Origin of the sequence: Streptomyces sp. NPDC003038 (assembly GCF_040611115.1) — a bacterium.
Taxonomy (GTDB): Bacteria; Actinomycetota; Actinomycetes; order Streptomycetales; family Streptomycetaceae; genus Streptomyces.
Map to the genome: position 1 here is coordinate 381,308 of NZ_JBEXNN010000001.1, position 26,519 is coordinate 407,826.

Annotated in this window: 21 protein-coding genes, 2 tRNA genes and 1 pseudogene; 5 read left to right on the forward strand and 19 right to left on the reverse strand. The window is 71.9% G+C overall.

The features are described from left to right. Positions 1-10: 10 nt before the first annotated feature. Both ABZX75_RS01805 and ABZX75_RS01810 read left to right on the forward strand, forming a co-directional pair. Entirely contained in the window at positions 11-736 is a 726-nt protein-coding gene (locus ABZX75_RS01805) for an MBL fold metallo-hydrolase (protein WP_355406701.1), read from the forward strand. Positions 737-764: 28 nt separating this feature from the next. Further along, on the forward strand, positions 765-1,577 hold the full coding sequence (locus ABZX75_RS01810) for a DUF3097 domain-containing protein (RefSeq protein WP_355406703.1): 813 nt from the start codon (positions 765-767) through the stop codon (positions 1,575-1,577). Between the two features lie 135 nt (positions 1,578-1,712). On the opposite strand, the gene hemW is transcribed toward ABZX75_RS01810, so the two are convergent. The 3 genes from hemW to lepA form a co-directional block, all read right to left on the reverse strand. Further along, entirely contained in the window at positions 1,713-2,945 is a 1,233-nt protein-coding gene (gene hemW, locus ABZX75_RS01815) for a radical SAM family heme chaperone HemW (RefSeq protein ID WP_355406705.1), read from the reverse strand. A 139-nt stretch (positions 2,946-3,084) separates the two neighbouring features. Then, positions 3,085-4,977, reverse strand: a complete 1,893-nt coding sequence (locus ABZX75_RS01820) for a long-chain fatty acid--CoA ligase (protein ID WP_355406707.1) — start codon at positions 4,975-4,977, stop codon at positions 3,085-3,087. 252 nt (positions 4,978-5,229) lie between these two features. Beyond that, positions 5,230-7,095 carry a translation elongation factor 4 gene (lepA, locus tag ABZX75_RS01825; protein ID WP_355406709.1) on the reverse strand — a complete coding sequence of 622 codons (1,866 nt, stop codon included), beginning with the start codon at positions 7,093-7,095 and terminating at the stop codon, positions 5,230-5,232. A gap of 282 nt (positions 7,096-7,377) precedes the next feature. Here lepA and rpsT point away from each other — a divergent pair, with 282 nt between their 5' ends. Then, on the forward strand, positions 7,378-7,644 hold the full coding sequence (gene rpsT / locus ABZX75_RS01830; protein ID WP_355406711.1) for a 30S ribosomal protein S20: 267 nt from the start codon (positions 7,378-7,380) through the stop codon (positions 7,642-7,644). 404 nt (positions 7,645-8,048) lie between these two features. Here the strand turns inward: rpsT and holA are convergent, their stop codons facing one another. Then, entirely contained in the window at positions 8,049-9,041 is a 993-nt protein-coding gene (gene holA / locus ABZX75_RS01835) for a DNA polymerase III subunit delta (RefSeq protein ID WP_355406713.1), read from the reverse strand. A gap of 61 nt (positions 9,042-9,102) precedes the next feature. Here holA and ABZX75_RS01840 point away from each other — a divergent pair, with 61 nt between their 5' ends. Then, positions 9,103-9,345: a hypothetical protein gene (locus ABZX75_RS01840; protein ID WP_355406715.1), complete on the forward strand. Its 243-nt coding sequence runs from the start codon at positions 9,103-9,105 to the stop codon at positions 9,343-9,345. Between the two features lie 11 nt (positions 9,346-9,356). Here the strand turns inward: ABZX75_RS01840 and ABZX75_RS01845 are convergent, their stop codons facing one another. From ABZX75_RS01845 to ABZX75_RS01910, 14 genes and pseudogenes are all read right to left on the reverse strand, one after another. Beyond that, positions 9,357-10,217, reverse strand: coding sequence for a YceI family protein (locus tag ABZX75_RS01845; RefSeq protein WP_355407017.1), 861 nt, complete (start codon positions 10,215-10,217; stop codon positions 9,357-9,359). A 157-nt stretch (positions 10,218-10,374) separates the two neighbouring features. Next, positions 10,375-12,696, reverse strand: a pseudogene (locus tag ABZX75_RS01850) (ComEC/Rec2 family competence protein); the annotation flags it as partial. Positions 12,697-12,746: 50 nt separating this feature from the next. After that, positions 12,747-13,397: a ComEA family DNA-binding protein gene (locus ABZX75_RS01855; protein WP_355406717.1), complete on the reverse strand. Its 651-nt coding sequence runs from the start codon at positions 13,395-13,397 to the stop codon at positions 12,747-12,749. A 509-nt stretch (positions 13,398-13,906) separates the two neighbouring features. Next, positions 13,907-14,752, reverse strand: coding sequence for a DegV family protein (locus ABZX75_RS01860; protein WP_355406719.1), 846 nt, complete (start codon positions 14,750-14,752; stop codon positions 13,907-13,909). 352 nt (positions 14,753-15,104) lie between these two features. Then, a complete protein-coding gene (locus ABZX75_RS01865; RefSeq protein ID WP_355406721.1) occupies positions 15,105-15,893 on the reverse strand; it encodes a hypothetical protein in 789 nt (262 codons plus the stop codon). 193 nt (positions 15,894-16,086) lie between these two features. Then, the gene (leuS, locus tag ABZX75_RS01870; RefSeq protein ID WP_355406723.1) at positions 16,087-18,960 is read right to left on the reverse strand and encodes a leucine--tRNA ligase; all 2,874 of its coding nucleotides are present in this window, start codon (positions 18,958-18,960) and stop codon (positions 16,087-16,089) included. Positions 18,961-19,327: 367 nt separating this feature from the next. Further along, a tRNA-Ala gene (locus ABZX75_RS01875) sits at positions 19,328-19,400 on the reverse strand. Positions 19,401-19,560: 160 nt separating this feature from the next. Next, the gene (locus tag ABZX75_RS01880; RefSeq protein ID WP_007264019.1) at positions 19,561-19,794 is read right to left on the reverse strand and encodes a hypothetical protein; all 234 of its coding nucleotides are present in this window, start codon (positions 19,792-19,794) and stop codon (positions 19,561-19,563) included. A gap of 143 nt (positions 19,795-19,937) precedes the next feature. Beyond that, a tRNA-Ala gene (locus ABZX75_RS01885) sits at positions 19,938-20,010 on the reverse strand. 135 nt (positions 20,011-20,145) lie between these two features. Further along, positions 20,146-20,802, reverse strand: a complete 657-nt coding sequence (locus tag ABZX75_RS01890; RefSeq protein WP_355407019.1) for a histidine phosphatase family protein — start codon at positions 20,800-20,802, stop codon at positions 20,146-20,148. Further along, complete coding sequence (gene rsfS / locus ABZX75_RS01895) at positions 20,799-21,245, reverse strand: ribosome silencing factor (protein WP_355406726.1); 447 nt, start codon at positions 21,243-21,245, stop codon at positions 20,799-20,801. Before rsfS ends, ABZX75_RS01890 begins: the two co-directional genes overlap by 4 nt. A gap of 164 nt (positions 21,246-21,409) precedes the next feature. After that, positions 21,410-23,149 carry an LCP family protein gene (locus ABZX75_RS01900; RefSeq protein WP_355406728.1) on the reverse strand — a complete coding sequence of 580 codons (1,740 nt, stop codon included), beginning with the start codon at positions 23,147-23,149 and terminating at the stop codon, positions 21,410-21,412. A gap of 25 nt (positions 23,150-23,174) precedes the next feature. Beyond that, positions 23,175-23,792, reverse strand: coding sequence for a nicotinate-nucleotide adenylyltransferase (nadD, locus tag ABZX75_RS01905; RefSeq protein WP_355406730.1), 618 nt, complete (start codon positions 23,790-23,792; stop codon positions 23,175-23,177). 87 nt (positions 23,793-23,879) lie between these two features. Beyond that, complete coding sequence (locus ABZX75_RS01910; RefSeq protein ID WP_355406732.1) at positions 23,880-24,047, reverse strand: hypothetical protein; 168 nt, start codon at positions 24,045-24,047, stop codon at positions 23,880-23,882. A 140-nt stretch (positions 24,048-24,187) separates the two neighbouring features. Here ABZX75_RS01910 and ABZX75_RS01915 point away from each other — a divergent pair, with 140 nt between their 5' ends. Continuing rightward, entirely contained in the window at positions 24,188-25,303 is a 1,116-nt protein-coding gene (locus ABZX75_RS01915) for a M48 family metallopeptidase (RefSeq protein WP_355406734.1), read from the forward strand. Here the strand turns inward: ABZX75_RS01915 and ABZX75_RS01920 are convergent. Beyond that, positions 25,287-26,453: a hypothetical protein gene (locus ABZX75_RS01920; RefSeq protein WP_355406736.1), complete on the reverse strand. Its 1,167-nt coding sequence runs from the start codon at positions 26,451-26,453 to the stop codon at positions 25,287-25,289. The two genes, ABZX75_RS01915 and ABZX75_RS01920, sit on opposite strands and share 17 nt — an antisense overlap. Positions 26,454-26,519: the final 66 nt, after the last annotated feature.

A 26,519-nucleotide genomic window follows, 5' to 3' on the forward strand; every position in this document is an offset into this window, starting at 1 on the left:
GCGTCGCCGCATGGACGTGCGTTGGGAAGAGGCGGGCTGGGAACGGCTGACCGGACGGGCCGGCCGACGCCGCCTGCCGGTGTGGGACTGCACTGTGGGGCTGGTGGTGGGGGACGAATCGGTCCTCCTGATCGATCCCGGCTCGTGCCTGCGGGAAGGGGCGCAGATCCGGGCCGAGGCGGAGCGGCTGACCGGGCGGCGCGTGACCCATATCGCATTCACGCACGGACATTTCGACCATGTGCTGGGTGCTGCCGCCTTTTCCGGGGCCGAGGTGTACGCGGCGGTCGGCCTGGACTCGCTGCTGGCGGCCGACCGGGACGCGCTGCGGGACTCCGCGGTACGGCACGGGCTGGCGGAGCCGGAGGCGGCCGAAGCCGTGGAAATGCTCGTGCTGCCCCGGCATCCGGTGTCGGGCGAGTGGACGCTGGAGCTGGGCGGGGTGCAGGTGCTCCTGGCCAATGTGGGGCCGGGCCACACCGGGCACGACCTGGCCGTCTTCGTGCCGGGTGAGCGGGAGGTGGTCTTCTGCGGGGACCTGGTCGAGGAGTCCGGGGAACCGCAGGCGGGGCGGGACGCGGTGCCCGGGCAGTGGCCCGCCGCTCTGGACCGGCTGCTGTCGCTGGGCGGCGACGACGCGCTGTACGTGCCGGGTCACGGAGCGGTGGTCCCGGCGGCCTTCGTGCGTGCGCAACGCGCCACACTCGCGGCCCGTTTCGGCGTGTCGGAGGCGTGAGCGGGCCGGCTCTCCTACTGTCGGCCGGATGCGCGAGTACTCCCCCGACCTGACCCCGCAGTGGAAGCGCCCCAAGGCCGTACCCGAGGTGGCGGCGGAACCCGACCTCGTGGTCGAGGTGGCGGGTACGGACTTCTGCGGCGCGGTGGTGGCCTGCGAGGCGGGCACGGTGACCCTGGAGGACCGCTTCGGCAAGCGGCGGGTCTTCCCGATGGAGCCGCGGGGGTTCCTGCTGGACGGGGCGGTGGTGACGCTGACCCGCCCGCCGCGCGGACCGGAGGCCGCGGCCCGTACGGCCTCCGGCTCGATCGCCGTCCCGGGCGCCAGGGCGCGGGTGGCGCGCGCGGGCCGGATCTACGTCGAGGGCCGCCACGACGCCGAGCTGGTGGAGCGGGTCTGGGGTGACGACCTGCGGATCGAGGGCGTGGTGGTGGAGTACCTGGAGGGCATCGACGACCTCCCGGCCATCGTGGCGGACTTCGCCCCGGCGCCGGACGCCCGCCTGGGGATCCTGGTGGACCACTTGGTGCCGGGCTCGAAGGAGTCCCGTATCGCGGCGTCGGTGATCTCGCCGGACGTCCTGATCGTGGGCCACCCGTACGTGGACGTGTGGCAGGCGGTGAAGCCGTCGGCGCTGGGCATCGCGGCATGGCCGGTGATCCCGCGCGGCCAGGACTGGAAGACGGGCGTCTGCCGGGCCCTGGGCTGGCCGGACCACACGGGAGCCGCCTGGCAGCACATCCTGTCGCGGGTGACCTCGTACCGGGACCTGGAACCGACCCTGCTGGGCGCGGTGGAACACTTGATCGACCACGTCACATCCAGCCCCGCCGACGTCTGAGGCACACACCCAGCGGGGCGCACACCCAGCCCCGCACACCCAGCCCCGCCAACGTTTGAGGCGCACACCCAGCCCCGCCGGCGTTTGAGGCGCGGGGGTCTGGGGGCAGTGCCCCCAGCAGCCGGCCCGCAGGGGCTAGTCCACCAGGTCGCGGACCACCGCGTCGGCCAGCAACCGCCCCCGCAGGGTCAGCACGGCCCGCCCGGCGGCGTACGGCCCCGCCTCCAGCAGCCCGTCCCCGAGGGCACGCCCCGCCGCGGCGAGACCGGCCGGCGCGAGCAACGACAGCGGCACGCCGTCCACCAGGCGCAGCTCCAGCAGGATCCGCTCCACCCGCCGGTCCTCCTCCGACAGGAGTTCCCTCCCGGCGCCGGGAGAACGCCCCTGCGCCAGCGCGGCGGCATACGCGCCCGGGTGCTTCACGTTCCACCACCGCACCCCGCCCACGTGCGAGTGCGCGCCCGGCCCCGCGCCCCACCAGTCGGCTCCGCGCCAGTACAGCTCGTTGTGCAGGCAGCGCCCGGCCTCCGAGGTGGCCCAGTTCGACACCTCGTACCAGGAGTACCCGGCCTGCGCCATCACCGAGTCGGCGATCAGGTACCGGTCGGCGTGCACGTCGTCGTCCGTCATCGGGACCTCGCCCCGGCGGATCCGCCGGGCCAGCTGGGTGCCCTCCTCGACGATCAGGGCGTACGCGCTTATGTGGTCCGGACCGGCCCCCAGCGCCGCCGAGAGCGAGGCCCGCCAGTCCTCGTCGGTCTCGCCCGGGGTCCCGTAGATCAGGTCCAGGTTGACGTGATCGAAGCCCGCCGCCCGTGCCTCCGCGACGCACGCCTCCGGGCGACCCGGCGTGTGCGTGCGGTCCAGCACCTTCAGGACGTGCTGCTTAGCGCTCTGCATGCCGAAGGAGACGCGGTTGAAGCCGCCGGCGCGCAGCTCGGCCAGGTACCGCGGGTCCACCGACTCCGGATTGGCCTCCGTCGTGATCTCGGCATCGTCCGCCAGGCCGAATTCGTCCCGGATCGCCGCGAGCATCCGTACGAGGTCCCCTGCGGGCAGCAGCGTCGGCGTGCCCCCGCCCACGAAGACGGTGCGCACGGCCCTCGGGTCGTCGCCCAGCACCTTGCGCGCCAGCCGCACCTCGTCGATCAGGGTGTCGGCGTAGTTCTCGCGCGAGGCGAGCACGCCGCCGGTACCGCGCAGCTCGGTCGCCGTGTAGGTGTTGAAGTCGCAGTACCCGCAGCGCGTGGCGCAGTACGGGACGTGCAGGTAGAAGCCGAGCGGCCGCTCGTCGGCACCCGCCAGGGCATGCGACGGCAGCGAGCCGTCTTCGGGCATGGGTTCACCGTCGGGCAGTGCGGAAGGCATGCACCCATTGTCCCGCACCCGCCGGGTCCCCGGGCCCTCCGCCTGCGGGGACACCCCGGGGATACGGCGGGGCGGGGACACGGCAGGGACACGGCGGGGACGGGCCCGGCTGCCCGCCCCGCCCGGCCGGCGGCAGGCGCTAGGCCTCCAGGGATCCCTCGTACATCTCGTCGATCAGGTACTTGAACTCCCGCTCGACCACGGGCCGCTTCAGCTTCAGGCTCGGCGTGAGGTCGCCGTGCTCGACGTCCAGGTCCCGCGGCAGCAGCCGGAACTTCTTCACCGTCTGCCACTTCTGCAGGCCCTCGTTCAGGGTCTGCACGTACGTCTCGATGAGCCGGACGGTCTCCGGCGCCGCCACGACCTCCGCGTACGTCTTGCCCTCCAGCCCGTGCTCGGCGGCCCAGCCCAGGATCGCCGGCCCGTCCAGCGCGATCAGCGCCGAGCAGAAGTTCCGGTCCGCGCCGTGCACCACGATGCTCGACACGTACGGGCAGATCGCCTTGAACCGTCCCTCGATCTCGGCCGGGGCGACGTACTTCCCGTTGGAGGTCTTGATCAGGTCCTTCTTGCGGTCGGTGATGCGCAGGTAGCCGTCGGCGGAGAGTTCGCCGATGTCACCGGTGTGCAGCCAGCCGTCCGGCTCCAGGACCTCGGCGGTCTTCTCGGGCAGGCCGTGGTAGCCCTGCATGATGCCGGGGCCGCGCAGCAGGATCTCGCCGTCGTCGGCGATCCGGACCTCGGTGCCGGGGAGCGGCTTGCCGACGGTGCCGGTGCGGTAGGCCTCGCCCGGGTTGACGAAGGAGGCCGCGCTGGACTCCGTCAGGCCGTAGCCCTCCAGGATGTGGATGCCGGCGCCGGCGAAGAAGTAGCCGATGTCGGGCGCCAGGGCGGCGGAGCCGGAGACGGCGGCGCGCAGGTTGCCGCCGAAGGCGTCGCGGAGCTTGGAGTAGACGAGCGCGTCGGCGATCTTGTGCTTGGTGGTGAGGCCGAAGGGCGCCGTGGCGTTGCCGGTGCGCCGGAAGTTGTCCTGGGTGACCTTGGCGTACTCGCGGGCGACGCCCGCGGCCCACTGGAAGATCTTGTACTTGGCGCCGCCGGCGGCCCGGGCCTTGGCCGCGACCCCGTTGTAGACCTTCTCGAAGATGCGCGGAACGGCCGCCATGTACGTCGGCTGGACGATCGGCAGGTTCTCGATGATCTTGTCGATGCGGCCGTCCACGGCGGTGACGTGACCGACCTCGATCTGGCCGGAGGTCAGCACCTTGCCGAAGACGTGGGCCAGCGGCAGCCACAGGTACTGAACGTCGTCCGCGTTGATCAGGCCGGTGGCCACCGTCGCCTTGGCCATGTACGACCAGCTGTCGTGCCGCAGCCGCACCCCCTTGGGACGGCCGGTGGTGCCGGAGGTGTAGATGAGGGTGGCGAGCTGGTCGGCGGTGATGGCCGAGATCCGCTCCTTCACCGCCCCGGGGTGCTTGGCGAGGTACTCCGTACCGCGCTTCTCCAGGTCGGCGAGGGAGAGCACCCAGCCCTCCGGGTCGCCCTCGGCGGACACCGCGTCGGCGGTGTTCATGACGACGACGTGCGCCAGCTCGGGAAGGTCGGCGCGGTGTGCGCGGGCCTTCGCCAGCTGCGTCGCGTCCTCGGCGATCAGGACCCGGCTGGCCGAGTCCGCGAGGATGTACGCCGACTCCTCCGCGTTGGTGCTCGGGTAGACGGTGGTGGTCGCGGCGCCCGCGCACATCACGCCGAGGTCGGCGAGGATCCACTCGACCCGGGTGTTGGAAGCGAGCGCGACGCGGTCCTCCGCTTGCAGGCCGAGGTCGGTCAGCCCGGCGGCGATGGCGAAGACCCGCTCGGCCGCCTGTCCCCAGCTGAGCGACTTCCAGTCGTCGGGAGCGCCCTCGCCGCCGGCGGCGGGCACCGGGAACCGGTACGCCTCCGCATTCGGCGTGGCGGCGACGCGCTCAAGGAAGAGTGCCGCCACGGTGGGCGGGCGGTTCTCGATCAAGGTCTGTGTGTCGCTCACGGACGTCCTCCGGGACCACGCGGGCTGGGCCTGTCGTGCACGGCTCATGCTCCGGTGCGCTGACTCAGGGCTTGTAACTGGCGAGTAACCATCGAGCAGTGATCAGACTAGGGGCCGACCGCCTGGTACGTAAGAGCCAGCGAGCGGCCGATTCATAACGAAACAAGCCCCCGCGCCGATGCGCGGGGGCCTGCTTCGCGTACAACGCCCTCGCGGCGCCTCACGCACTTCTCACTGGAGGCTCACACAGCGCTACTTCTTCTTGGCGCTGGACTCGTCGCTGGAGAGGACTGCGATGAACGCCTCCTGCGGGACCTCCACCGAGCCGACCATCTTCATCCGCTTCTTGCCTTCCTTCTGCTTCTCCAGCAGCTTCCGCTTACGGGAGATGTCACCGCCGTAGCACTTGGCGAGGACGTCCTTGCGGATGGCGCGGATGGTCTCGCGGGCGATGACCCGCGAGCCGACGGCAGCCTGGATCGGCACCTCGAAGGCCTGCCGCGGGATGAGCTCGCGCAGCTTGGCGACGAGGCGCACACCGTAGGCGTAGGCGGCGTCCTTGTGCGTGACGGCGGAGAAGGCGTCGACCTTGTCGCCGTGCAGCAGGATGTCGACCTTGACCAGGCTGGAGGCCTGCTCGCCGGTGGGCTCGTAGTCGAGGGAGGCGTATCCGCGCGTCTTGGACTTCAGCTGGTCGAAGAAGTCGAAGACGATCTCGGCGAGCGGGAGGGTGTAGCGGATCTCGACGCGGTCCTCGGAGAGGTAGTCCATGCCGAGGAGGGTGCCGCGACGGTTCTGGCACAGCTCCATGATCGCGCCGATGAACTCGGTCGGCGCGAGCACGGTGGCCCGGACGACCGGCTCGAACACGTCCGAGATCTTGCCCTCGGGGAACTCGCTCGGGTTGGTGACCGTGACCTCCTTGCCGTCCTCCAGGACCACGCGGTAGACCACGTTGGGGGCGGTGGCGATCAGGTCGAGGCCGAATTCGCGCTCCAGGCGCTCGCGGACCACGTCCAGGTGCAGCAGGCCGAGGAAGCCGACGCGGAAGCCGAAGCCGAGCGCCGCCGAGGTCTCCGGCTCGTAGACGAGCGCGGCGTCGTTGAGCTGCAGCTTGTCCAGGGCCTCGCGCAGGTCCGGGTAGTCCGAGCCGTCGAGCGGGTACAGGCCCGAGAAGACCATCGGCTTCGGGTCCTTGTAGCCGCCGAGCGCCTCGGTCGCGCCGCCGTGCAGGCTGGTGATGGTGTCACCGACCTTGGACTGCCGGACGTCCTTCACGCCGGTGATGATGTAGCCCACCTCACCGACGCCGATGCCGTCGGCCGGGGTCATCTCCGGGGAGGAGACACCGATCTCCAGCAGCTCGTGCGTGGCGCCGGTGGACATCATCCGGATGCGCTCGCGCTTGTTGAGCTGGCCGTCGACGACACGGACGTAGGTCACGACACCGCGGTACGAGTCGTAGACCGAGTCGAAGATCATCGCGCGGGCCGGGGCGTCCTTGGGGCCGACCGGGGCCGGGACCGTGGCGACGATCTTGTCGAGCAGCGCGTCCACGCCGAGACCGGTCTTCGCGGAGACCCGCAGGACGTCCTCGGGCTGGCAGCCGACCAGGTTCGCGAGCTCCTCCGCGAACTTCTCCGGCTGGGCGGCCGGCAGGTCGATCTTGTTCAGGACCGGGACGATCGCGAGGTCTTTCTCCATCGCCAGGTACAGGTTGGCGAGGGTCTGCGCCTCGATGCCCTGGGCGGCGTCCACCAGGAGGACCGTGCCCTCGCAGGCGGCCAGCGACCGGGAGACCTCGTAGGTGAAGTCGACGTGCCCGGGGGTGTCGATCATGTTGAGGATGTGGGTGCTGCCCTGGTCCTCGCCCGTCCTGGGCGCCCAGGGCAGCCGGACCGCCTGGGACTTGATGGTGATGCCGCGCTCACGCTCGATGTCCATGCGGTCGAGGTACTGGGCGCGCATCTGCCGCTGGTCGACCACACCGGTGAGCTGGAGCATCCGGTCGGCAAGGGTCGACTTGCCGTGGTCGATGTGCGCGATGATGCAGAAGTTGCGGATCAGCGCCGGGTCGGTACGGCTCGGCTCGGGCACGTGGCTGGGGATCGCGGGCACGCAGTGTCCTGATTCTCGGGTCGCAGTCGGAAGCGTTGGCGAAGCGTCGGTCTGAGCGAAAGTCCGCCTCCCGCCGCTGTCGTCGGCGCGATGTCGGATCTGTACGCAGACTCCCATGGTCCCATGGACGGGGCAGTGCGCTCGGTTTGGGCCGCCCGGAGCGTGCCTGGTAGCCTGGGCAGCTGTGTCTCGTATGCCCTCTCAGTCGGGGGTCCCCCCGGACTGAGTCTGGGGGAGGGACACAATCCGAAGATCAAACTCTGAACCTGCAAAGGCTCTTTCGTGGCGAACATCAAGTCCCAGATCAAGCGGAACAAGACGAACGAGAAGGCGCGCCTGCGTAACAAGGCCGTCAAGTCCTCGCTCAAGACCGCGATCCGCAAGGCCCGCGAGGCCGTCGTCGCGGGTGACGTCGAGAAGGCCGCTGTGGCCACTCGCGACGCCTCCCGTGCGCTCGACAAGGCTGTCTCGAAGGGTGTCATCCACAAGAACGCCGCCGCCAACAAGAAGTCGGCGCTGGCCTCCAAGGTTGCCTCCCTCCAGGGCTGAGCCCTCGATGTGAATCGCCGGTGAGGACCCAGCGGGCCCTCTCTTCCGCTCCTGACCGGCACACCGCGCCGCACGCGGCCTGCGTTCGCCACGCGGGTGCGGCGCACCTCATCAGTACGACGAAGGCCCCGGCCTCCACCCCTCCAGGGTGGCGGCCGGGGCCTTCTCGCTGCCACCGCCTCGCGCGTCGCCGCAGGCCCCGGCCCGACCGGGACCGGCCCCGCGCCCACCGAAGCCGGCAACCGGGCCGGATCTGAGGCGGGACCGGCCGCAGGGGCCCACGTCTGCCCGAGCCGGTACCGGGCGACGGCGCCGCGGTCGGGGCCAGGACAGGGTAAGAGCTGCGACCGGGACGGGGCCCGGCGGCAGCCGGCCGGGACGAACCCGGGCAGGGTCGGTGCGGGCTAGCGCCGCTGGGGGCGCGCCGCTCGGGCCACCGCCACGACCGCCTTCTCCAGCGCGTACTCGGGGTCGTCGCCACCGCCCTTGACTCCCGCGTCGGCCGCGGCCACCGCGCGCAGCGCGTCGGAGACGCCGTCCGCCGACCAGCCCCGCATCTGCTGGCGGACCCGGTCGATCTTCCAGGGCGGCATGCCCAGGTCCCGGGCCAGGTCGCCCGGGCGGGCCCCGCGCGGAGCGGAGGCCAGTTTGCCGATCGCGCGCACCGCCTGAGCCAGGGCGCTCGTGATCAGGACCGGCGCCACGCCGGTGGACAGCGACCAGCGCAGGGCTTCGAGGGCCTCCGCCGCGCGTCCCTCGACGGCCCGGTCGGCGACCGTGAAGCTGGAGGCCTCGGCCCGGCCCGTGTAGTAGCGGCCGACCACGGCCTCGTCGATGGTGCCCTCGACGTCCGCGCACAACTGGGCCGCCGCGCTGGCCAGCTCCCGCAGGTCGCTGCCGATCGCGTCGACCAGCGTCTGGCACGCCTCGGGCGTCGCCGAACGGCCCAGCGTGCGGAACTCGCCCCGCACGAACGCCAGCCGGTCCGTCGCCTTCGTCATCTTCGGGCAGGCGATCTCCCGCGCACCCGCCTTCCGCGCCGCGTCCAGCAGACCCTTGCCCTTGGCTCCGCCGGCGTGGAGGAGGACGAGGCTGATCTCCTCGAACGGCGCGTCGATGTACGCCTTGACCTCCTTCACCGTGTCCGCGGACAGGTCCTGCGCATTGCGCACGACCAGCACCTTGCGCTCGGAGAACAGCGAGGGGCTCGTCAGCTCGGCCAGCGTGCCGGGCTGGAGCTGCTCGGAGGAGAGGTCGCGCACGTCCGTGTCGGTGTCGGCGGCGCGTGCGGCGGCCACCACCTCCCGCACGGCACGGTCGAGCAGCAGGTCCTCCTGCCCCACCGCGAGGGTGAGCGGGGCGAGGGGATCGTCGGTGGAGTTCTTCCTGGTGGCCATCGCGTCCAGCATCCCACGCCGCACCGACAGCCCCCCGCTCCGCGTACCCGAGAATGGTCGCGTGAATGTGCGACACGTACTCGTCCTGCCCGACCGCGACACCGCCGAGGAGGTGGCGCGGGAAGCCGTCGACCGCTTCGGTCTCCCGGAGGAACCCCAGCTGTTCCGCGACGCCCTCGCCGGCGAGGACGACGCCGAGGACGCCCAGTGGCTGGTGGTCGTCGAGGACCCGCGGCAGCGGCTCGACGCCACCACGCTGGACGGCCTCGCCGCCGAGTACGAAGGCTGGCTGGAGGCCCCGTAGGGCCCGGGCCCTTACGCCTTGTGGACGATCTGGACGTCCAGCGTCACTTCCACGCTCGAACCGATGGCCGCGATCCCGTGCGCCAGCGTCGACTGCCAGTTCAGGGTGAAGTCCTCGCGGTTCAGTTCGGCGGTGGCCCGGCAGGCGGCCCGAGGTTCGCCCTCCATGCCCGTGCCCAGACCCAGGTACTGGGTGTCCAGGGTGACGGAGCGGCTGACCCCGTGGAGGGTGAGGGCGCCCGCCACGGCCCAGCGGCTGCCGCTGCGGTGGATGAACCGTTCGCTGTAGAACTCCACCGTGGGGTGCCGGGACGCGTCCAGGAAGTCGGCGGACCGCAGGTGGTCGTCCCGCAGCCGCACCCCCGTGTCGATGCTCGCCGCATCGATGATCACGTGCATGGAGGAGTCCTCCATGCGCTCGGCTATCCGCACCGCGCCGGCGAACGTGTTGAACCGGCCGCGGATCCGGGCGAAGCCGATGTGCCTGACGGTGAAACCGATGGACGAATGCGTCGGATCGAGCTCCCAGTGGCCGGGCTGCGGCAGCAGCGGCGGTTCCACCGCGTCGAGGATGATCTCGCCGGTGCCGGGCTCCCCCGGTTCCCCCACCAGCGTCGCCCCGTGGAACGGCGCGTACCCCTCGGCGGTGACGGAGAGCCGGTACTCGCCCTGCGGTACGGCGGCCGTGAACCCGCCGTACGGGTCGGTCTCCCCGCTGACGATCCGGCGTCCGATCGGGTCGGTCACCTCGAACGTGGCCTGTCGGACCGGCTGGTGGACCGTGTCGAGAACCCGGCAGCTGAGCAGGCCCGCCGTGGGCGGCAACGTCAGTGTCGCTGATGTGTGCGGGCTGGAAGTTCCGGCCGACTCCATACCCCGTCGGCGACCGAACATGGCTGATGCACCCCCGTGCTGTGTGGTCTTGGACCGTTCTGGCGAAGACGCATTCGATCATGCTGCCGGGTCGTGGGCAAACAGAATGGCCGCGCCCGGTATGCCCGCACCGGCTTCGCCGCCGGTTGGCTTTGAATGCTCGCACTCCCGAGCCCGTGCCCGTGACGGCGATCGAGCCGTCGGTGTCGGTGCGCAGTACGGTCGCCCCCATCGCCCGCAGCTGCGTGAGCGTACCCGGTGCGGGGTGTCCGTAGCGGTTTTCCGCGCCGACCGGGACGATCGCGAGCCGTGGCCGGATCCGGGCGTGCAGGGCGGGGTCCTGGCGTGCGGAGCCGTGATGGGCGACCTTGAGTACGTCCACCGGACCCAGCTCCGGATGCTCCTTCAAGAGGGCTTGCTGCGCGGGTGGTTCCATGTCGCCCAGCAGGAGCAGGGTCAGGCCTCCGGCGTGCACCAGCAGGGCCACACTCGCGTCGTTGGCCCCCTCCGGTGGCGGGCCGGCCGGCGGCGGCCACAGCACCTGCCATTCCAGCGGCCCGGCCCGCCGGCGCTCCCCCGGTACCGCCGCCACGACGGGCACGCCGGCGGCCGCCGCGGTCCGTCGAACGAACTCTGCCTGCCCGGGCGGCTCTTCCAGTGTCGTGGTCTGAATCACACCCACGGCCCGGCCGCGCAGCACCCCGGACAGGCCCGCCACGTGGTCGGCGTGAAAATGTGTCAGCAGGAGCAGCGGCACCCTGCGCACGCCCAGGGCCCGCAGGCAGGCGTCCACCGGGCCGGGGTCGGGGCCGGCGTCCACCACCACGGCCGTGCCCGGGGCGACGGCCAGCACGGCCGCGTCTCCCTGGCCCACCGCGCACTGCACATAGCTCCAGTCCGGCGGAGGCCAGCCGGTGAGCGTACGGGTGACCTGCGGCGGCCTCAGCACGGCGAGGAGCAGCAGCACGGCCAGGGCCGCGCTGACCCACCGCTTTCGGATCAGCCGGGCGCCGAGCCCTACGAGTACCAGGGTGGTGGCGGCCAGCAGAATGCCGCCGGTGATCCCGCCGGGCCAGGGCAGCTCCGCTCCCGGCAGCCGCGCCCCCGCCCGGGCCACAGCGGCGATCCACCCGGCCGGGACACCCGCGCACCAGGCGAGCGCTTCCGCGGCGGACATCCACAGCGGGGCCACCGCGAGCGCCGCGAAGCCGAGCACCGTCGCCGGACCCGCGGCCAGCTCGGCCAGCAGGTTGCACGGCACCGCCACCAGGCTGACCCGGGCCGAGAGCACGGCGACCACGGGCGCGCACACCGCCTGCGCGGCCGCGGCGGCTCCCACCGCCTCGGCAAGCCGGGGCCGCATCCCGCGCTGCCGCAGGGCTTCGCTCCACCGGGGGGCGAGCGTGAGCAGGGCCCCGGTGGCCAGGACGGACAGCAGGAAGCCGTAACTGCGGGCCAGCCACGGGTCGTAGAGCACGAGCAGCAGCACGGCGGCGGCCAGGGCGGGGATCAGGGACCTACGCCGCCCGGTGGCGATGGCCAGCAGGGTGATCGAGCCGCAGGCCGCGGCCCGCAGCACGCTCGGCTCCGGCCGGCACACCACCACGAAGGCCAGCGTCAGGGCGGCTCCGCACAGGGCGGTCGCCCGCAGCGACAGCCCGAGGCGAGGTGCCAGCCCCCGCCGCTCGGCCTGCTGCGCGCGGGCCGGGGGCCCGATGAGCAGGAACAGCACCACGGTCAGGTTCGACCCGGAGACGGCCAGCAGGTGCAGCAGGTCGGTGGCCCGGAACGCGTCGTGCAGGTCGGGCGGCACCCTGGAGGTGTCCCCGACCACCAGGCCGGGCAGCAGGGCCCTGGCATCCGACGCGAGCCCCTCGGTGGCCTCGCGGAGCCCGGCCCGCAACCGTCCGGCGAGCCGCTGCGCGGTATCCGGGCCGCCGGTCACCCTGGGCGGGGTGTCACCGGCCGGGCGCAGCAGTGCCACGGCCCGCTCCCCGTCCCGGGCCGGGGCCAGCCGGGCCACCACCGCCACCCGCGTCGACGGCTGCAGCCGCGCCCATTGCGGATGCCCCGCCAGCACCCGCACCGGGGTGGTGACCCTGGTACGCGCCCCGTCGGGCGCGGTCACACCGGTCACCACCGCGTCCAGCACCATCACGGGCGGCCCGTTCCCGCTCCGGGCGGCCCGCGGATCGGAGCCGACGGTGAACTCCACGAGGACGCGGGCGTGGTCCCGGGCCAGCCCCGCGACCGGCCCGGCCCGCGCCTCGGCCCGGTGGAGCCCCGCGACCCCGGCTCCGGCCGCCGCACACAGCAGGGCCGCGGCCGCCGAGGCGCCGACCTTCCACAGCGGCTCCGGGCGTCGCCCGCACCCGGCCCACGTCAACAGCCCCGCGGCGGCCACCGCGAGAGCGACCGCGGCTGCGGTCCAGCCGGCAGGCACGTTCAGGGCGACGGCCGCCGCCGCCCAGGCGGCCATGGCCGGCACCGCGAGGCGCAGGTCCACGGGACCCGGCCCCTCGGGCCGGTTCACGGCCGCACCAGCGTGCGCAGGTCGGCGAAGCGCCGCTCACCGATGCCGTTGACCTGCCGGAGCTCCTCCACGGAACGGAACCCCCCGCGGGCGGTGCGAAAGTCCACGATGTGCTGCGCCAGCACCGGCCCCACACCCGGCAGACCGTCCAACTGCGCGACCGTGGCGGAGCCGAGGCTGAGCGGGCCGGGACTCGGGCCCGGGCCACCCCCGGCCGCCGGCGGCTGCACCGGGGCTCCCACCAGCACCTGCTCGCCGTCCACCAGCACCCGGGCCCGGTTCAACCCGGTGGTGTCCGTGCCGGGCCGTACTCCCCCCGCGGCGGTCAACGCGTCCTCCACCCGCGAGCCGGCGGGCAGCCTCCGCACCCCGGGGTCCCGGACCTTGCCGCTGACGTCCACGACGATCCGCGTCCCGGTGCCGCCGGAGAGGAGGGGCGGAGCGGCGGGGCCTGCCGGAGCCGGGGTCATGGCCGTCGCCGTCCCCGGGGCGACCACGGCGGGCGCGGTCACCGGATGCGGCCGGGCCGACCAGTACTGCTGCGCGGCGAAGCCGACCGCCGCGACCAGGACCACCGCCACCGCGGCCACGGTGCGCGGCTCCACCCCGCAGCAGGCCTGGAGCCACACCGGCAACCGCTCCCGCACGGCCAGCCTCCGCATCGCCCCGGAAGCCGCCTCGGCCCCCTCATCGGGCGGGGTCCCGACCGCCGTCCGCGACCGGCCCCCGGGCCCGCTTCCGGGATCCACCGGCTCAGGCGCGGGCGGAACCAGCGGGGCCTGTGGGCCTTGCGAGACCTCCCGGCCTCGCAGGACCTGCGGGGCCTGTGGGGCCTGTGGGGCCTGTGGGCCTTGCGGGACCGGCGGGACCGGCGGCGGGCTGCTGCCACCCAGAAGGACCTCCGCCCGACGGTGCACCGCGTCGGGATCCGGGTGAGGGTGACGGCGCCGGTTGCCGCGGCGGTGCCGCAGACGGCTGTCGGAGTGGCTGGGGCGGCCCGGGCCACTGGTGGCGCCGGACGGATGCGACGTACGCGTTCGAAGAGTTCGAAGAGTCATGCCACGACGGTAGGGACGAATCCCGCCAGCCGTTCGGAACCGTCAATTCCTGTGGAAACCAGGCCGCTTGTGGATAATCCAGTCACCCGTTCCGGTGATCAGCGGGGCGAGACGACCGCTGCCAGCAGGCCCGGCCCCGTGTGCGCGCCGATCACCGCGCCGACCTCACTGACGTGCATCTCGACCAGCCCGGGGATGCGCTCGCGGAGCCGCTGCGCGAGCTTCTCGGCCCGCTCCGGCGCCGCCAGGTGGTGCACCGCCACGTCGACCTTGGCCGTCCCGGCGCGCTCGACGGCCAGTTCCTCCAGCCGGGCGATGGCCTTGGAGGCCGTGCGTACCTTCTCCAGCATCTCGATCCGCCCCCCGTCCAGCGTCAGCAGCGGCTTGACTGCCAGGGCCGAGCCGAGGAGCGCCTGCGCGGCCCCGATCCGGCCTCCCCGGCGAAGGTAGTCGAGGGTGTCGACGTAGAAGTACGCGGACATGTCCGACGCCCGCTTCTCGGCGGCGGCCACTGCCTCGTCGACGGAACCGTCCGCTTCGGCGGCCTCGGCGGCGGCCAGCGCGCAGAAACCGAGGGCCATCGCCACCATGCCGGTGTCGACGACGCGGACGGGGACGGGCGCGGTTCTGGAAGCGACGACCGCGGCGTCATAGGTACCGGAGAACTCGGCGGAGAGATGGAGGCTGACGATGCCGGTCGCGCCGGCGTCCGCAGCCGCCTGATAGGCCCGGACGAACTCCTCCGGGCTGGGGCGTGAGGTGGTGACCGAGCGGCGCTTCTGCAACGCCAGGGCGAGGCTGCGCGCCGAGATCTCGGTGCCCTCTTCGAGTGCCTCGCCGCCGAGCACCACGGTGAGCGGGACGGAGGTGATTCCGTGCCGCGCCATGGCCAGTGGGGGCAGGTAGGCCGTGGAATCAGTGACGATCGCGACATGGCGGGGCATGAGCCGGAGGGTACCGGCAGTGTGGGTGGGCCTGCAGCCTGGGGCCCTTCCCGGGGCTGTCGACCGGGTCGCCGCGCTGCGCCGCGCCCTGCGGTAGGACCGTGCCGGCGCGCCCCGTCCGCGATGACGACCACCACCGACACCGCGGCCCCCGCACCCGCGCGAGCCCCCGCCCCCGCGCGCACGACCGTGAGCAGGGGCGGAAACAGCAGAACAGCGGAACAGCGGAATCAGCGAGGACCGGGGACAGCAGGGGCAGCGGAGGCAGCGCAAGCAGCCCAAGCAGCCCAGGCAGCGGGAAACAGCGCGAAGCAGCGGCAGAAACGGGAGCCGAAGCAGGGCCCGCCGCGGCTCAGGTCGTGTTCTCCGGCCGCCGCGCCTTCTGCCACGGGTACGGGGCCGCCGGGGCAGCCGGATTCAGCGCCGCCGGCTGCGGCTGCGCGCCCCAGCCACCCTGAGCGGGAGACCCCGCCGAAGTAGGTGCCGAAGTCTGTGCCGACGTAGGTGCCGAGGCCGGTCCCGGCGTCGTACCCGCGGTGTCCGCCTGCGCCGCGTCCCAGGCCGCGGCCGCCGCCGAAAGCTCGTCCACCGACTCGCGGGACCAGTCCCGCAGCGCGCCGGACTCGAGCTCGATCTCGGACGAGAGCGCGGACAGGTCGTCGGCGGCGAAACGGCGGGCCCGGTCGCGCGCGGCCCAGCGCAGCGAGTCCGCGGCCTGTGTGATCTTGCCCGCCCGTTCCCGCAGGTCGGGCAGGCTGTCCGCGATCCGCTTGCGGTCCGGCTCCTGCTCCAGCCGCTTGAGCTCGTCGTCCAGTTCGTACCCGTGCGCGCTCAGCCGCTCGAACAGCCCGATCGATTCCTTCAGCGAGGCGTCCATCTGGACCCCCGCGTACAGCGCCTGCTGCGTGGCCCGCATCGATGTCCGCAGGTCGAGCCGCAGCTGCGCCAGCGCCCCCGAGACCCCGACCTGGCCGAAGCTCTTGGCCCGCAGGGTCGTGTCCTCCACCGTCCGGCGGGCCTGCGTGATCGTACGGTCCACCCCGCGCTTCGCCGCCCCCACCACCTTGACGGTCACGAACACGCCCAGGCCCAGGAAGGCGAAAAGCATCATCAGCGCGAAGACGATCAGCGCGGCCTCCATGAGTGTCCCTTCCCCAGTCCCCAGCAGCTCTTTGTTCTTACCCTCCACCGTAAACGCCGCGGGCAGGCTGGGGGTTCCAATCGAACCCCCAACCTGCCCGTACGGGATCTCCCCTATAGGACCTATAGGACCTGTAGGACCTGTAGGAGACGACACAGGGGACGACGTCCCCGGTCGGCATCCCCGGACGGCGTCAGATGACGATGTTGACCAGCTTCGGCGCGCGCACGATCACCTTGCGGATCTGCGCACCGCCCAGCGCCGCGACCACACCCTCATCGCTCACCGCCAGCCGCTCCAGCTCCGCCTCCGAGATCGTCGGCGAAACCTCCAGCCGCGCCTTGACCTTGCCCTTGACCTGCACCACGCACGTCACGCTCTCGTCCACGACGTACGCCGGGTCCGCGACCGGGAAGTCCTGGTGGACCACCGATTCGCTGTGCCCCAGGCGGTGCCACAGCTCCTCAGCGATGTGCGGGGCCAGCGGGGCGACCAGCAGCACCAGCCGTTCGGCGACCGAGCGCTCCAGCGGGCGGCCCGCCTTCGTCAGAGTGTTGTTCAGCTCCGTGATCTTCGCGATGGCGGTGTTGAAGCGCAGCCCCGTCAGGTCCGAGCCGGCCCCGTCGATCGCCTTGTGCAGCGCGCGCAGGGTGTCCTCGCCGGGCTCGGCGTCGACGACCGTCACCTCGCCCGTCTCCTCGTCGACGATGTTGCGCCACAGGCGCTGCAGCAGCCGGTACTGGCCGACCACGGCCCTGGTGTCCCACGGGCGCGAGACGTCCAGCGGCCCCATCGCCATCTCGTACAGGCGCAGCGTGTCCGCGCCGTACTCCTCGCAGATCTCGTCCGGGGTGACCGCGTTCTTCAGGGACTTGCCCATCTTGCCGTGCTCACGCTTGACCGGCTCGCCCTGGTAGAAGTAGCCGCCGTCGCGCTCCTCGACCTCGGCCGCCGGTACGTAGACACCGCGCGAGTCGGTGTAGGCGTACGCCTGGATCATGCCCTGGTTGAACAGTTTGTGGAACGGCTCGGCCGAGGAGACGTGTCCCAGGTCGAAGAGCACCTTCGACCAGAAGCGCGCGTACAGCAGGTGCAGCACCGCGTGCTCGGCGCCGCCCACGTACAGGTCCACGCCGCCGTGCGGCGCGCTCTCGCGCGGGCCCATCCAGTACTGCTCGATTGCCGGGTCGACCAGCGCCTCGGCGTTGTGCGGGTCCAGGTAACGCAGCTCGTACCAGCAGGAACCGGCCCAGTTGGGCATGGTGTTGGTCTCGCGGCGGTAGCGCTTGACCCCGGAGCCGTCGCCCAGGTCCAGCTCCACGTGCACCCACGCCTCGTTGCGCGACAGCGGCGTCTCGGGCTTCGACGTGGCGTCGTCCGGCTCGAAGGTGCGCGGCGAGTAGTCCTCGACCTCCGGCAGCTCCAGCGGCAGCATCGACTCGGGCAGCGCGTGTGCGACGCCGTCCTCGTCGTAGACGATCGGGAAGGGCTCGCCCCAGTACCGCTGACGGCTGAACAGCCAGTCGCGCAGCCGGAAGTTGACCGTCCCCTCGCCGATCCGCCGCGCCTCCAGCCACGCCGTGATGGCGGCCTTGGCCTCGCCCACGTCGAGGCCGTCCAGCGAGATGCCGTCCCCGATCGAGTTGACCAGGACGGCGTCGTGGGCGACGAACGCCGCGTCCCACGTGGCCGGGTCGGTGCCCCGGCCGTCGGTGGGGGCCACCACACACCGCATCGGCAGCTCGAAGGCGCGCGCGAACTCGAAGTCGCGGCTGTCGTGCGCCGGGACGGCCATGATCGCGCCGGTGCCGTAACCCATCAGCACGTAGTCGGCGATGAACACCGGCACCTGCTCGCCGCTGACCGGGTTGGTCGCGTACGCGCCGGTGAAGACACCGGTCTTGTCCTTGGCCTCGGCCTGCCGCTCGACGTCCGACTTCGAGGCTGCCTGCTTGCGGTACTCCTGCACGGCCTCGGCCGGGGTGGCGTGGCCTCCGGTCCACACGGCGTGGGTGCCCTCGGGCCATTCCGCCGGGACGATGGGGTCGACCAGCTCGTGCTCGGGCGCCAGCACCATGTAGGTGGCGCCGAACAGGGTGTCCGGGCGGGTGGTGAACACGGTGATCGCACCGGCGTCGCCGACCGCGAAGTCGACGCGCGCGCCCTCGCTGCGGCCGATCCAGTTCCGCTGCTGCAGCTTAATGGCCTCGGGCCAGTCCAGCGCGTCCAGGTCGTCCAGCAGCCGGTCGGCGTATGCGGTGATCCGCATGTTCCACTGGCTCAGCTTGGCCTTGAAGACCGGGAAGTTGCCGCGCTCGGACCGGCCGTCGGAGGTGACCTCTTCGTTGGCCAGTACGGTGCCCAGCCCCGGGCACCAGTTCACGGGCGCGTCCGAGGCGTACGCCAGCCGGACGCCGTTCAGCACGTCGGCGCGCTCCCCCGCGGTCAGCTCGCCCCACGGACGGCCTCCGGGCACCTCCCGCGAGCCGTCCTCGAAGGCGGCGACCAGCTCGGCGATCGGCCGGGCCTTCTGCGCGTCGGCGTCGTACCACGAGTTGTAGATCTGCAGGAAGATCCACTGGGTCCACTTGTAGTAGTCCGGGTCGATCGTCGCGAACGACCGGCGCCGGTCGTGGCCCAGACCCAGCCGGCGCAGCTGGACCTTCATGTTCTCGATGTTCGCCTCGGTCGATACGCGCGGGTGCGTGCCGGTCTGCACGGCGTACTGCTCGGCCGGCAGGCCGAAGGCGTCGAAGCCCAGGGTGTGCAGGACGTTGTGGCCGGTCATCCGCTGGTGACGGGCGTAGACGTCGGTGGCGATGTAGCCGAGCGGGTGGCCGACGTGCAGGCCCGCGCCGGACGGGTACGGGAACATGTCCATGATGAACTTCTTGGGGCGCGCGACCACGGCCGGGTCCCCGGCCAGGTCACCGGTGGGGTTCGGGGCCTCGTAGGTGCCCCGGGCGTCCCATACGTCCTGCCAGCGTGCCTCGATGTCGGCGGCCATGGCAGCCGTGTAACGGTGCGCCTCGGCCGCCTCGGGGGCCGAGGTGTTCGTCTCGCTCATGATTTCTGAAGCTCCATCGATCGTCTCTGCCGTCTCTGCCTGCCCAAACGAAAAAACCCCTCGCACAGGAGGGGACGCCGCGCCGATGCCGACCGTCTCGGGATCGGCACTGATCAGCGCGGCTCGGTAAGCAGAAGGCGTACGGCACGCATGGCGTCAGGGTACCGCAGCGGCCCCTACGGGCGCTCAGGCGTTCCGAACGGCGGGCACCCGGCGCCGGCCGGTGACGCGGAACCGGTGACGCGGCCCCGGACCGGACCACCGGCCCCGACCCACGCCCGACCCCCGCCCCGCCCACGCCCCGGACCACCGGCGCGCGCACGACGAGAAGCGGGCCACCCGATCCGGGTGGCCCGCCTCTTCACTGTGGAGCTAAGGAGAATTGAACTCCTGACCTCCTGCATGCCATGCAGGCGCTCTACCAACTGAGCTATAGCCCCTCGTCCTGCCTGCCGCCCCGGTTACCGTTTCCGGTTCCCCCTGGCGACGTCCCAAACATTACACGGTCATGGCCCTGGTCCAAAAATCGATTTCCGTCGACCGCGGGCCATGTCCGGTGTGATGCGATGTGACCGATCCGATGGGATCCGGCCCGCCTGGTCACGCCCTCGCGAACTGGTAGAACCGCTTGAGCGTGCAGTGCTCGTCGAGCAGCCGTCCGTAGATCGGCTCCCCCTCCAGCTCTCGGTACGTCTCGATCGGGTCGCCTTTTATGATCAGCGCCCGCGCGCATTCCTCGCACCAGTACTGGTAGTCGGGGTTGACGGGCTCCATGTCCCGCACGATCGGTGTCCCGTTGTTGCACCAGTCGCACCGTCGCCGGTGTGCACCCATCCGTCAGCGACTCCCTCCCGCGTCGGGCCGTCGACTCCCCCTCCGGCGGTTCGATTCTGCCATGCCGGTACCAGCCCGGTCAGCAAGCGCAAAGGGTACAAAAACAAGGACCCCGCCCCCTGTTGGGGACGGGATCCTGATTGTGGAGCTAAGGAGAATTGAACTCCTGACCTCCTGCATGCCATGCAGGCGCTCTACCAACTGAGCTATAGCCCCGCTCTCCGCCGCGCTCCCCCCGTTTCCGGTGTTCCGCGCTGCGAACAAGAAGAACTCTAGCCTGTGACCAGCCGGAAAGTGAAATCCGGGTCGGAGCCCCGGCAGGGGCCCGGCGGGTGCCCGGCGGGTGCGTGCTCAGTCGTCGTCGCCGAGCACCGGTTCCGGCAGCGTGCCGGCGTTGTGCTCCATCAGACGCCAGCCGCGTGCGCCCTCGCCGAGAACGGACCAGCAGCAGTTGGAGAGCCCGCCCAGGCCCTCCCAGTAGTACGAGTCCAGGCCCAGCAGCCGGCCGATGGTCGTACGGATGGTGCCGCCGTGGCTGACCACGACGAGCGTGCCGTCCCGCGGGAGGCGGCCGGCGTGCTCCAGCACCACCGGCGCGGCCCGGTCGGCGACTTCGGTCTCCAGCTCACCGCCGCCGCGGCGGACCGGCTCGCCGCGCTTCCACGCGGCGTACTGCTCTCCGTACTTCCCCAGGATCTCGTCGTGCGTGAGGCCCTGCCACTCACCCGCGTACGTCTCGCGCAGCGCCGGGTCGTGCCGCACGGACAGGCCCGTGATGGCGGCCAGCTCGGCGGCCGTGGCGGAGGCCCGCCGCAGGTCGGAGGCCACGATGGCGTCCGGCTTCAGCGAGGCGAGCAGCCGGGCGGCGCGGCGCGCCTGCGCCACACCGTTCTCGGTCAGCTCGATGTCCGTGGAGCCCTGGAAGCGTCGCTCCAGGTTCCACGAGGTCTGGCCGTGCCGCCAGAGGACGATCTTCCTGGAGGTCTTGCCCGTGTCGGTCGCGCTCAGAACAGATCACCGTCCAGCTCGTCGTCGCCCGCCGCCTCGCGCAGCTTGGCGTGCTCCTCTGCCTTGCCCCTGGTGAGCTTGGCGTCCTCGGGGAGGTCGATCTCGGGGCAGTCCTTCCACAGGCGCTCCAGCGCGTAGAAGACCCGCTCCTCGCTGTGCTGGACATGGACGACGATGTCGACGTAGTCGAGCAGGATCCAGCGGGCGTCGCGGTCGCCCTCGCGGCGCACCGGCTTGGTGCCGAGCTCCTTGAGGAGGCGCTCCTCGATCTCGTCGACGATCGACTTGACCTGACGGTCGTTGGGCGCCGAGGCGAGCAGGAAGGCATCGGTGATCGACAGCACGTCGCTGACGTCGTACGCGATGATGTCGTGCGCGAGCCGGTCGGCCGCGGCCTGGGCGGCGGCGGTGATGAGCTCGATGGAGCGGTCCGTGGCGGTCACTGGCCATGCTTTCGGGTTGGCGGGCAGATCCTTACAAGGGTCTCATGTACCGCCGACACCGCCCGCGCGGAACGTCCCGCGCGGGCGAAACCACCCCGCCGGGCCGAGTCCGGAACCGGTCCGGGCCTGGTCAGGGCCCGGATCCGGACCGGATCGCAGCCGGTTCAGGACGGTTTGTAGTCCTTGCCCAGGATCACCACGATGTCCGCGTTGACCGCGTTCTCGGCCTTCTTCACCACCGTCTCGGGCAGCCCCAGCGTCTTGGCGACCTCGACGGCCCTGTCCCGCTGGGCGTCGTCCTGGTAGGTGATCTGCGAGGCGGCGGCGGTCTTGTCGGCCTTGCCGCCGTCCACGAAGGTGTATCCGCCGTTGAGCAGCGCCGCCTTCGCCGCGACCTGCGTCTTCTCGTCGCCGGTGGCGTCCTTGAGCCCGACGCGCGGCATGGCACCGGCCTGCGCCGCCGTGGCGGAGCCGCCGAGCACCTCCTTGACGACCTTCTTGTTGGCGTCGTCCGTGAGGGTGCCGTCCGGCTTCACCGCGAGGACGTCGGTGCGGTACGCCCCCACCTTGGCGTGCTCGCCCAGCTTGGCCAGCAGGGAGCCGAGCGCCTGCGCGTTCAGGGCCGGGTCGAGGATCTGGCCCATGCTCTCGACCGTCATGGTCGCCGCCTTCGGATCGCCCGGAACCTTGCGCAGGACGGCGTGCAGGACCTTGCCCATGCGCTCCAGCTGCTTGGCCTCCGGCTCACCCTGGCCGCGGTGGGTGGCGTACGCGACGGCCATCGGGCCGCTGAGGCTCTGCTTCTGGCCCTGCGCCACCGCCGGGGCCTTCACCGCGTCGTCGGCCGGTACGGCGGTGTCGGTGTCGACCTCGATGCCGCCGACCAGCTCGACCAGGTTCTCCAGGAAGGGGGTGTCCAGGCGCCAGGTACCGCCGATGCGGGTGCCGAGCATCGAGTCCAGGGCTTCGCGGGTGCCGAGGCTGCCTTCCTCGACCGCCTTGCCGAGCGCCGTGGCGGTGCCGTCCGAGTTGGGGACGTTGAGGGTGTTCGGGAGCAGGACGGTGGCGCCCTGCCCGGCGGTGACGTTGTCGACGAGCAGCGCCGTGGAGGTGCCGCCCTTCTTTGTGTTGTGCACGTGGACGACGATCATGTCGCGCTTCTGTGCCCCGGTGGTGTCGGCCGCGGCGGCCTCCTTCTTCCCGGGACCTTCGAGGAAGGGCAGCTTGCCCGCGTACCAGAGGTAGCCGAGGCCGCCGACGGCGAGCAGGGCGAGGACGACGATCAGGGCCACCACGCGGCTGCGGCCGCGGCGGCGCGCCTCCTCGCGGCGCTCGGTCCGGCTCTCGGTGAACTTGAGCCAGTCGATGACGTCGTCGGAGTCCTCGTCCGGCTGGTCGATGAAGGCGAACTGCTCGGTGCGGTAGTCGGGGGCCGGCGGGGCACCGGTGTCGGCCCGGCGCGGCTCGGGGACGTGGGCCGCGGCCGCCCGCGGTTCGCGCTGCGGCTCCCGGGCGGGCGCGGGCGCCACCGGCTCGGGCGCCACCGGCTCGGGGGCCGTCTGCTGGGGGGCCGTCTGCTGGGGGATCCACTGCTGGGTCTGCTGCGTGTCGTACCCGTAGCCGGCGGGGGCCTGGGCGGCGGCCTGCGTGTACTCCTGCTGCCCGTACTCCTGCTGGCCGTACTCCTGGGGGGCCTTCTGCTGCGGGTAGTACTGCTGCTGGCCGTACGCCTGGTGGTCGTAGGCGTACTGCTGCTCGTACGGGGAGGGATGCGGGGCGGGCGGGGCCGGATGGCCGGGCTGCGCGGGCACCTGGCCGTACACCGGCCGCCCGTACTCGTCATAGCCGATGAGCTGCTGCTCGTGGGCGGCGTACGGGTCGTACGGCTCCTGTCGGTCGTTCACCGCGGGGGCCCCTCTCTCCGGAAGCTCAGGCTCCCCGGTACAGCTCACGCTTGTCGATGTAGCGCACCACGCCGTCCGGCACCAAGTACCAGACAGGATCCCCCTCGGCGACCCGCGCACGGCAGTCCGTGGACGAAATCGCCAGCGCGGGCACCTCGACCAGCGAGACACCGCCCTCGGGCAGCCCGTCGTCGGTGAGCACATGGCCCGGCCGGGTGACGCCGATGAAGTGGGCGAGCGAGAAGAGCTCGTCCGCGTTTCGCCAGGTCAGGATCTGTGCGAGGGCGTCAGCACCCGTGATGAAGAACAGGTCGGCGTCGTCGTTCAGCGCCTTCAGGTCCCGCAGGGTGTCGATCGTGTACGTCGGACCGCCGCGGTCGATGTCGATGCGGCTCACCGAGAACTGGGGGTTCGACGCCGTGGCGATGACCGTCATCAGGTAGCGGTCCTCGGCCGGTGACACGGCCCGCTGCGACTTCTGCCACGGCTCGCCGGTCGGCACGAACACCACCTCGTCGAGGTGGAAAAGGGCGGCCACTTCGCTGGCGGCCACCAGGTGTCCGTGGTGGATCGGGTCGAATGTCCCGCCCATCACGCCGAGCCGGCGCTTGACCGGGCCGGTAGGCATTTCCTGCTCTCCCATGAGCGCAGAGCCTACTGGCCCGGTCGAGCGGCCCGGACCCGCATTCGAGCGTGTGGTCGAGACCGGCACCGACGGAGAGTGCACTCTCTAGCGGTCGCGGTTCAGGCGCGTGGTCACCCACAGCATCAGCAGCAGAATGAAGAGCGCGGCGCCGCCCGTCAGGTACGGGTTGAGGCTGTCGTGGCTGCCGCCGTGCTGCCCGGCCCCCTCCGAGGCGAGGACGACCAGGTTGTGGGCGGTGGAGGAGAGGCTCATCAGGCAGGTACCTATCGAGTCGGGGAGCGGGCGGAGACTTCCCTCACATCGTATGCCGGGGCTCCGGGCACGCTCACGCCGACTCAGACGTTGGAGAGGATGGACGTGAAGCCAGTCAGGTCGATCAAGGGGGAGGCGCTATGACGGACACGGGATTCGAGAAGGCACCGGCGCGGGACCGCAGGAGGTTCCCCGGTATTTCCTCGCGGGCGTATGAGCATCCGGCGGACCGCTCGGCGCTCGTGGCACTGCGCAGACTGAGCGGGTTCGACACGGTCTTCAAGGCCCTGAGCGGACTGCTTCCGGAGCGCAGCCTGCGGCTGCTGTTCCTGTCGGACTCGGTGCGGGTGGGCGAGGCGCAGTTCCCCCATCTGTACGCGATGCTCCGCGACGCCTGTTACATCCTGGACCTGGAGAAGGTCCCGCAGATGTACGTGCAGCAGGACCCGAAGCCGAATGCCATGTGCATCGGGCTCGACGAGCCGATCATCGTCGTGACGACGGCCCTCGTGGAGCTGCTCGACGAGGAGGAGATGCGGGCGGTCGTCGGCCACGAGGTGGGTCACGCGCTGTCGGGGCACTCCGTGTACCGCACGATCCTGCTGTTCCTGACGAATCTCGCGCTGAAGGTGGCGTGGATCCCGCTGGGCAACATGGCGATCATGGCCATCGTGACAGCGCTGCGGGAGTGGTTCCGCAAGTCCGAGCTGTCGGCGGACCGGGCCGGGCTGCTGGTGGGGCAGGACGTGCACGCCTCGATGCGGGGGCTGATGAAGATCGCGGGCGGCAACCACCTCCACGAGATGAATGTGGACGCCTTCCTGGCCCAGGCGGAGGAGTACGAGTCGAGCGGCGATCTGCGCGACTCCGTACTGAAGATCATGAACATCCTGCCGCGTACGCACCCCTTCACCACGGTGCGGGCGGCCGAGCTGAAGCAGTGGTCGGAGAGCCGCGACTTCCAGCGGATCATGGACGGCCACTACCCGCGGCGGGACGAGGACAAGGACACCTCGGTGTCCGACTCCTTCCGGCAGTCCGCCGCGCACTACGCCGACTCGGTGCGCACCAGCAAGGATCCCCTGATGAAGCTGGTCGGAGACATCGCCGGCGGCGCCGGGGACCTGGGCGGCAAGCTCCGCGACAAGTTCACCGGAGCGGCGGGCACGGGCGGCAGCGGGAGTGGGAGCGGTGGGGCGGGCAACGGGAAGGGCGCCGGCGCCGAGGGCAAGGGAGGGGCTACGGACCAGGGCTGACGGGAGCGCCGTCCTGCCCCGGGGTGGCCGCCGGTGTCGCGGGCGGTGCCAGTACGCCGCACAGTCCGGCGGTGCGCCGCGGGGGGCCTGCGGCGTACGGGTCGCTCGCGGCCGGGCCGACCGTGGTCGGAGCGGCGCCGGCCAGGAGCGGGCGGAAGCCTTCGGCGGGGTCGGCGGAGCAGGCCTGCGGCCCGGCCATGACGTGGGCCGAGGCCAGTTCCGCCCGCCGGGCACCCAGGTCCTCCCGGTCGAAGCGCAGCCGCAGCTCGCGCCGCACGGTGAAGAGCGAGGCGCCGTCGACGGCGGCCGGGGCTCCGGTCGCCGGGCGCACGGCGTACACGAAGGTGTGGTCGGTGGTGACCTCCAGCACGTCCCGGGCCACCTCCTCGAAGGCGAGGGTTCCGTTCACCCGGACCCGGGAGTCGGCCACGACGGCGACGCCCGGGTCGAAGCGGACCAGCCAGCCGGTGGCCGCGTGCCGGCCGTCGCCCGAGGGCGAGGCCACGCTGCGGTCGAACTGCGCCAGCTGGTCGGGATCGAGCAGGACCCGCACCGGCCTGGAGGCCGAGCCGGCCAGGACGTCCGGGTCCAGCGAGGACTGGACCAGGTAGTCCTTGGCGACGGACAGCGCGGTGACGACCTGGCCGTCGGTGAAGTGGTGGGTGCGGCGCACCGCGGGCAGGGTGATTCCGGCCGCCCCGACCCGGTACTCGGCGGCGGGGCTGTTCGCGTACAGCTCCGCGGGCCGTCCGCCCGGCACGGTGGCGGTGGGCGCGAGCGGGACGACCGTGCTCACCAGCGGCTCGGTGTGGCCGCTGGGCGGGGGAAGGTAGGGGTTGCGCATCCCCATGTAGACGACGGCGGCGAAGGCCGTGGCGATGAGCAGCACGAGCAGCATGCCCTGCCGGGCGCCCCGGCCGGGAGTGCCGGTGCGGGGTCCGGAGCCGCCGGCGCCCGACCAGATCGAGCGGCTGCGCACGGCCGGGGCGTGTTCGCCCATGCGCTCCTCGGCGGAGAACTCCTGGAGCCGGGCAGCCCGGACGAAGTCGTCGTCGAACACCACCGACCGGTACTCGTCCGACCGGAATTCGTCGTCGCCCCCACCGATGCCGTCGGGGGTGCCGTTGGGTGGATCTCCTGGCACGGCCATCGCTTCTCCCCGCTGTCCCCGCTTCAGAGAAGCCCCCAGCTCGGGCGTATGCGAGTGGGGTCGTAC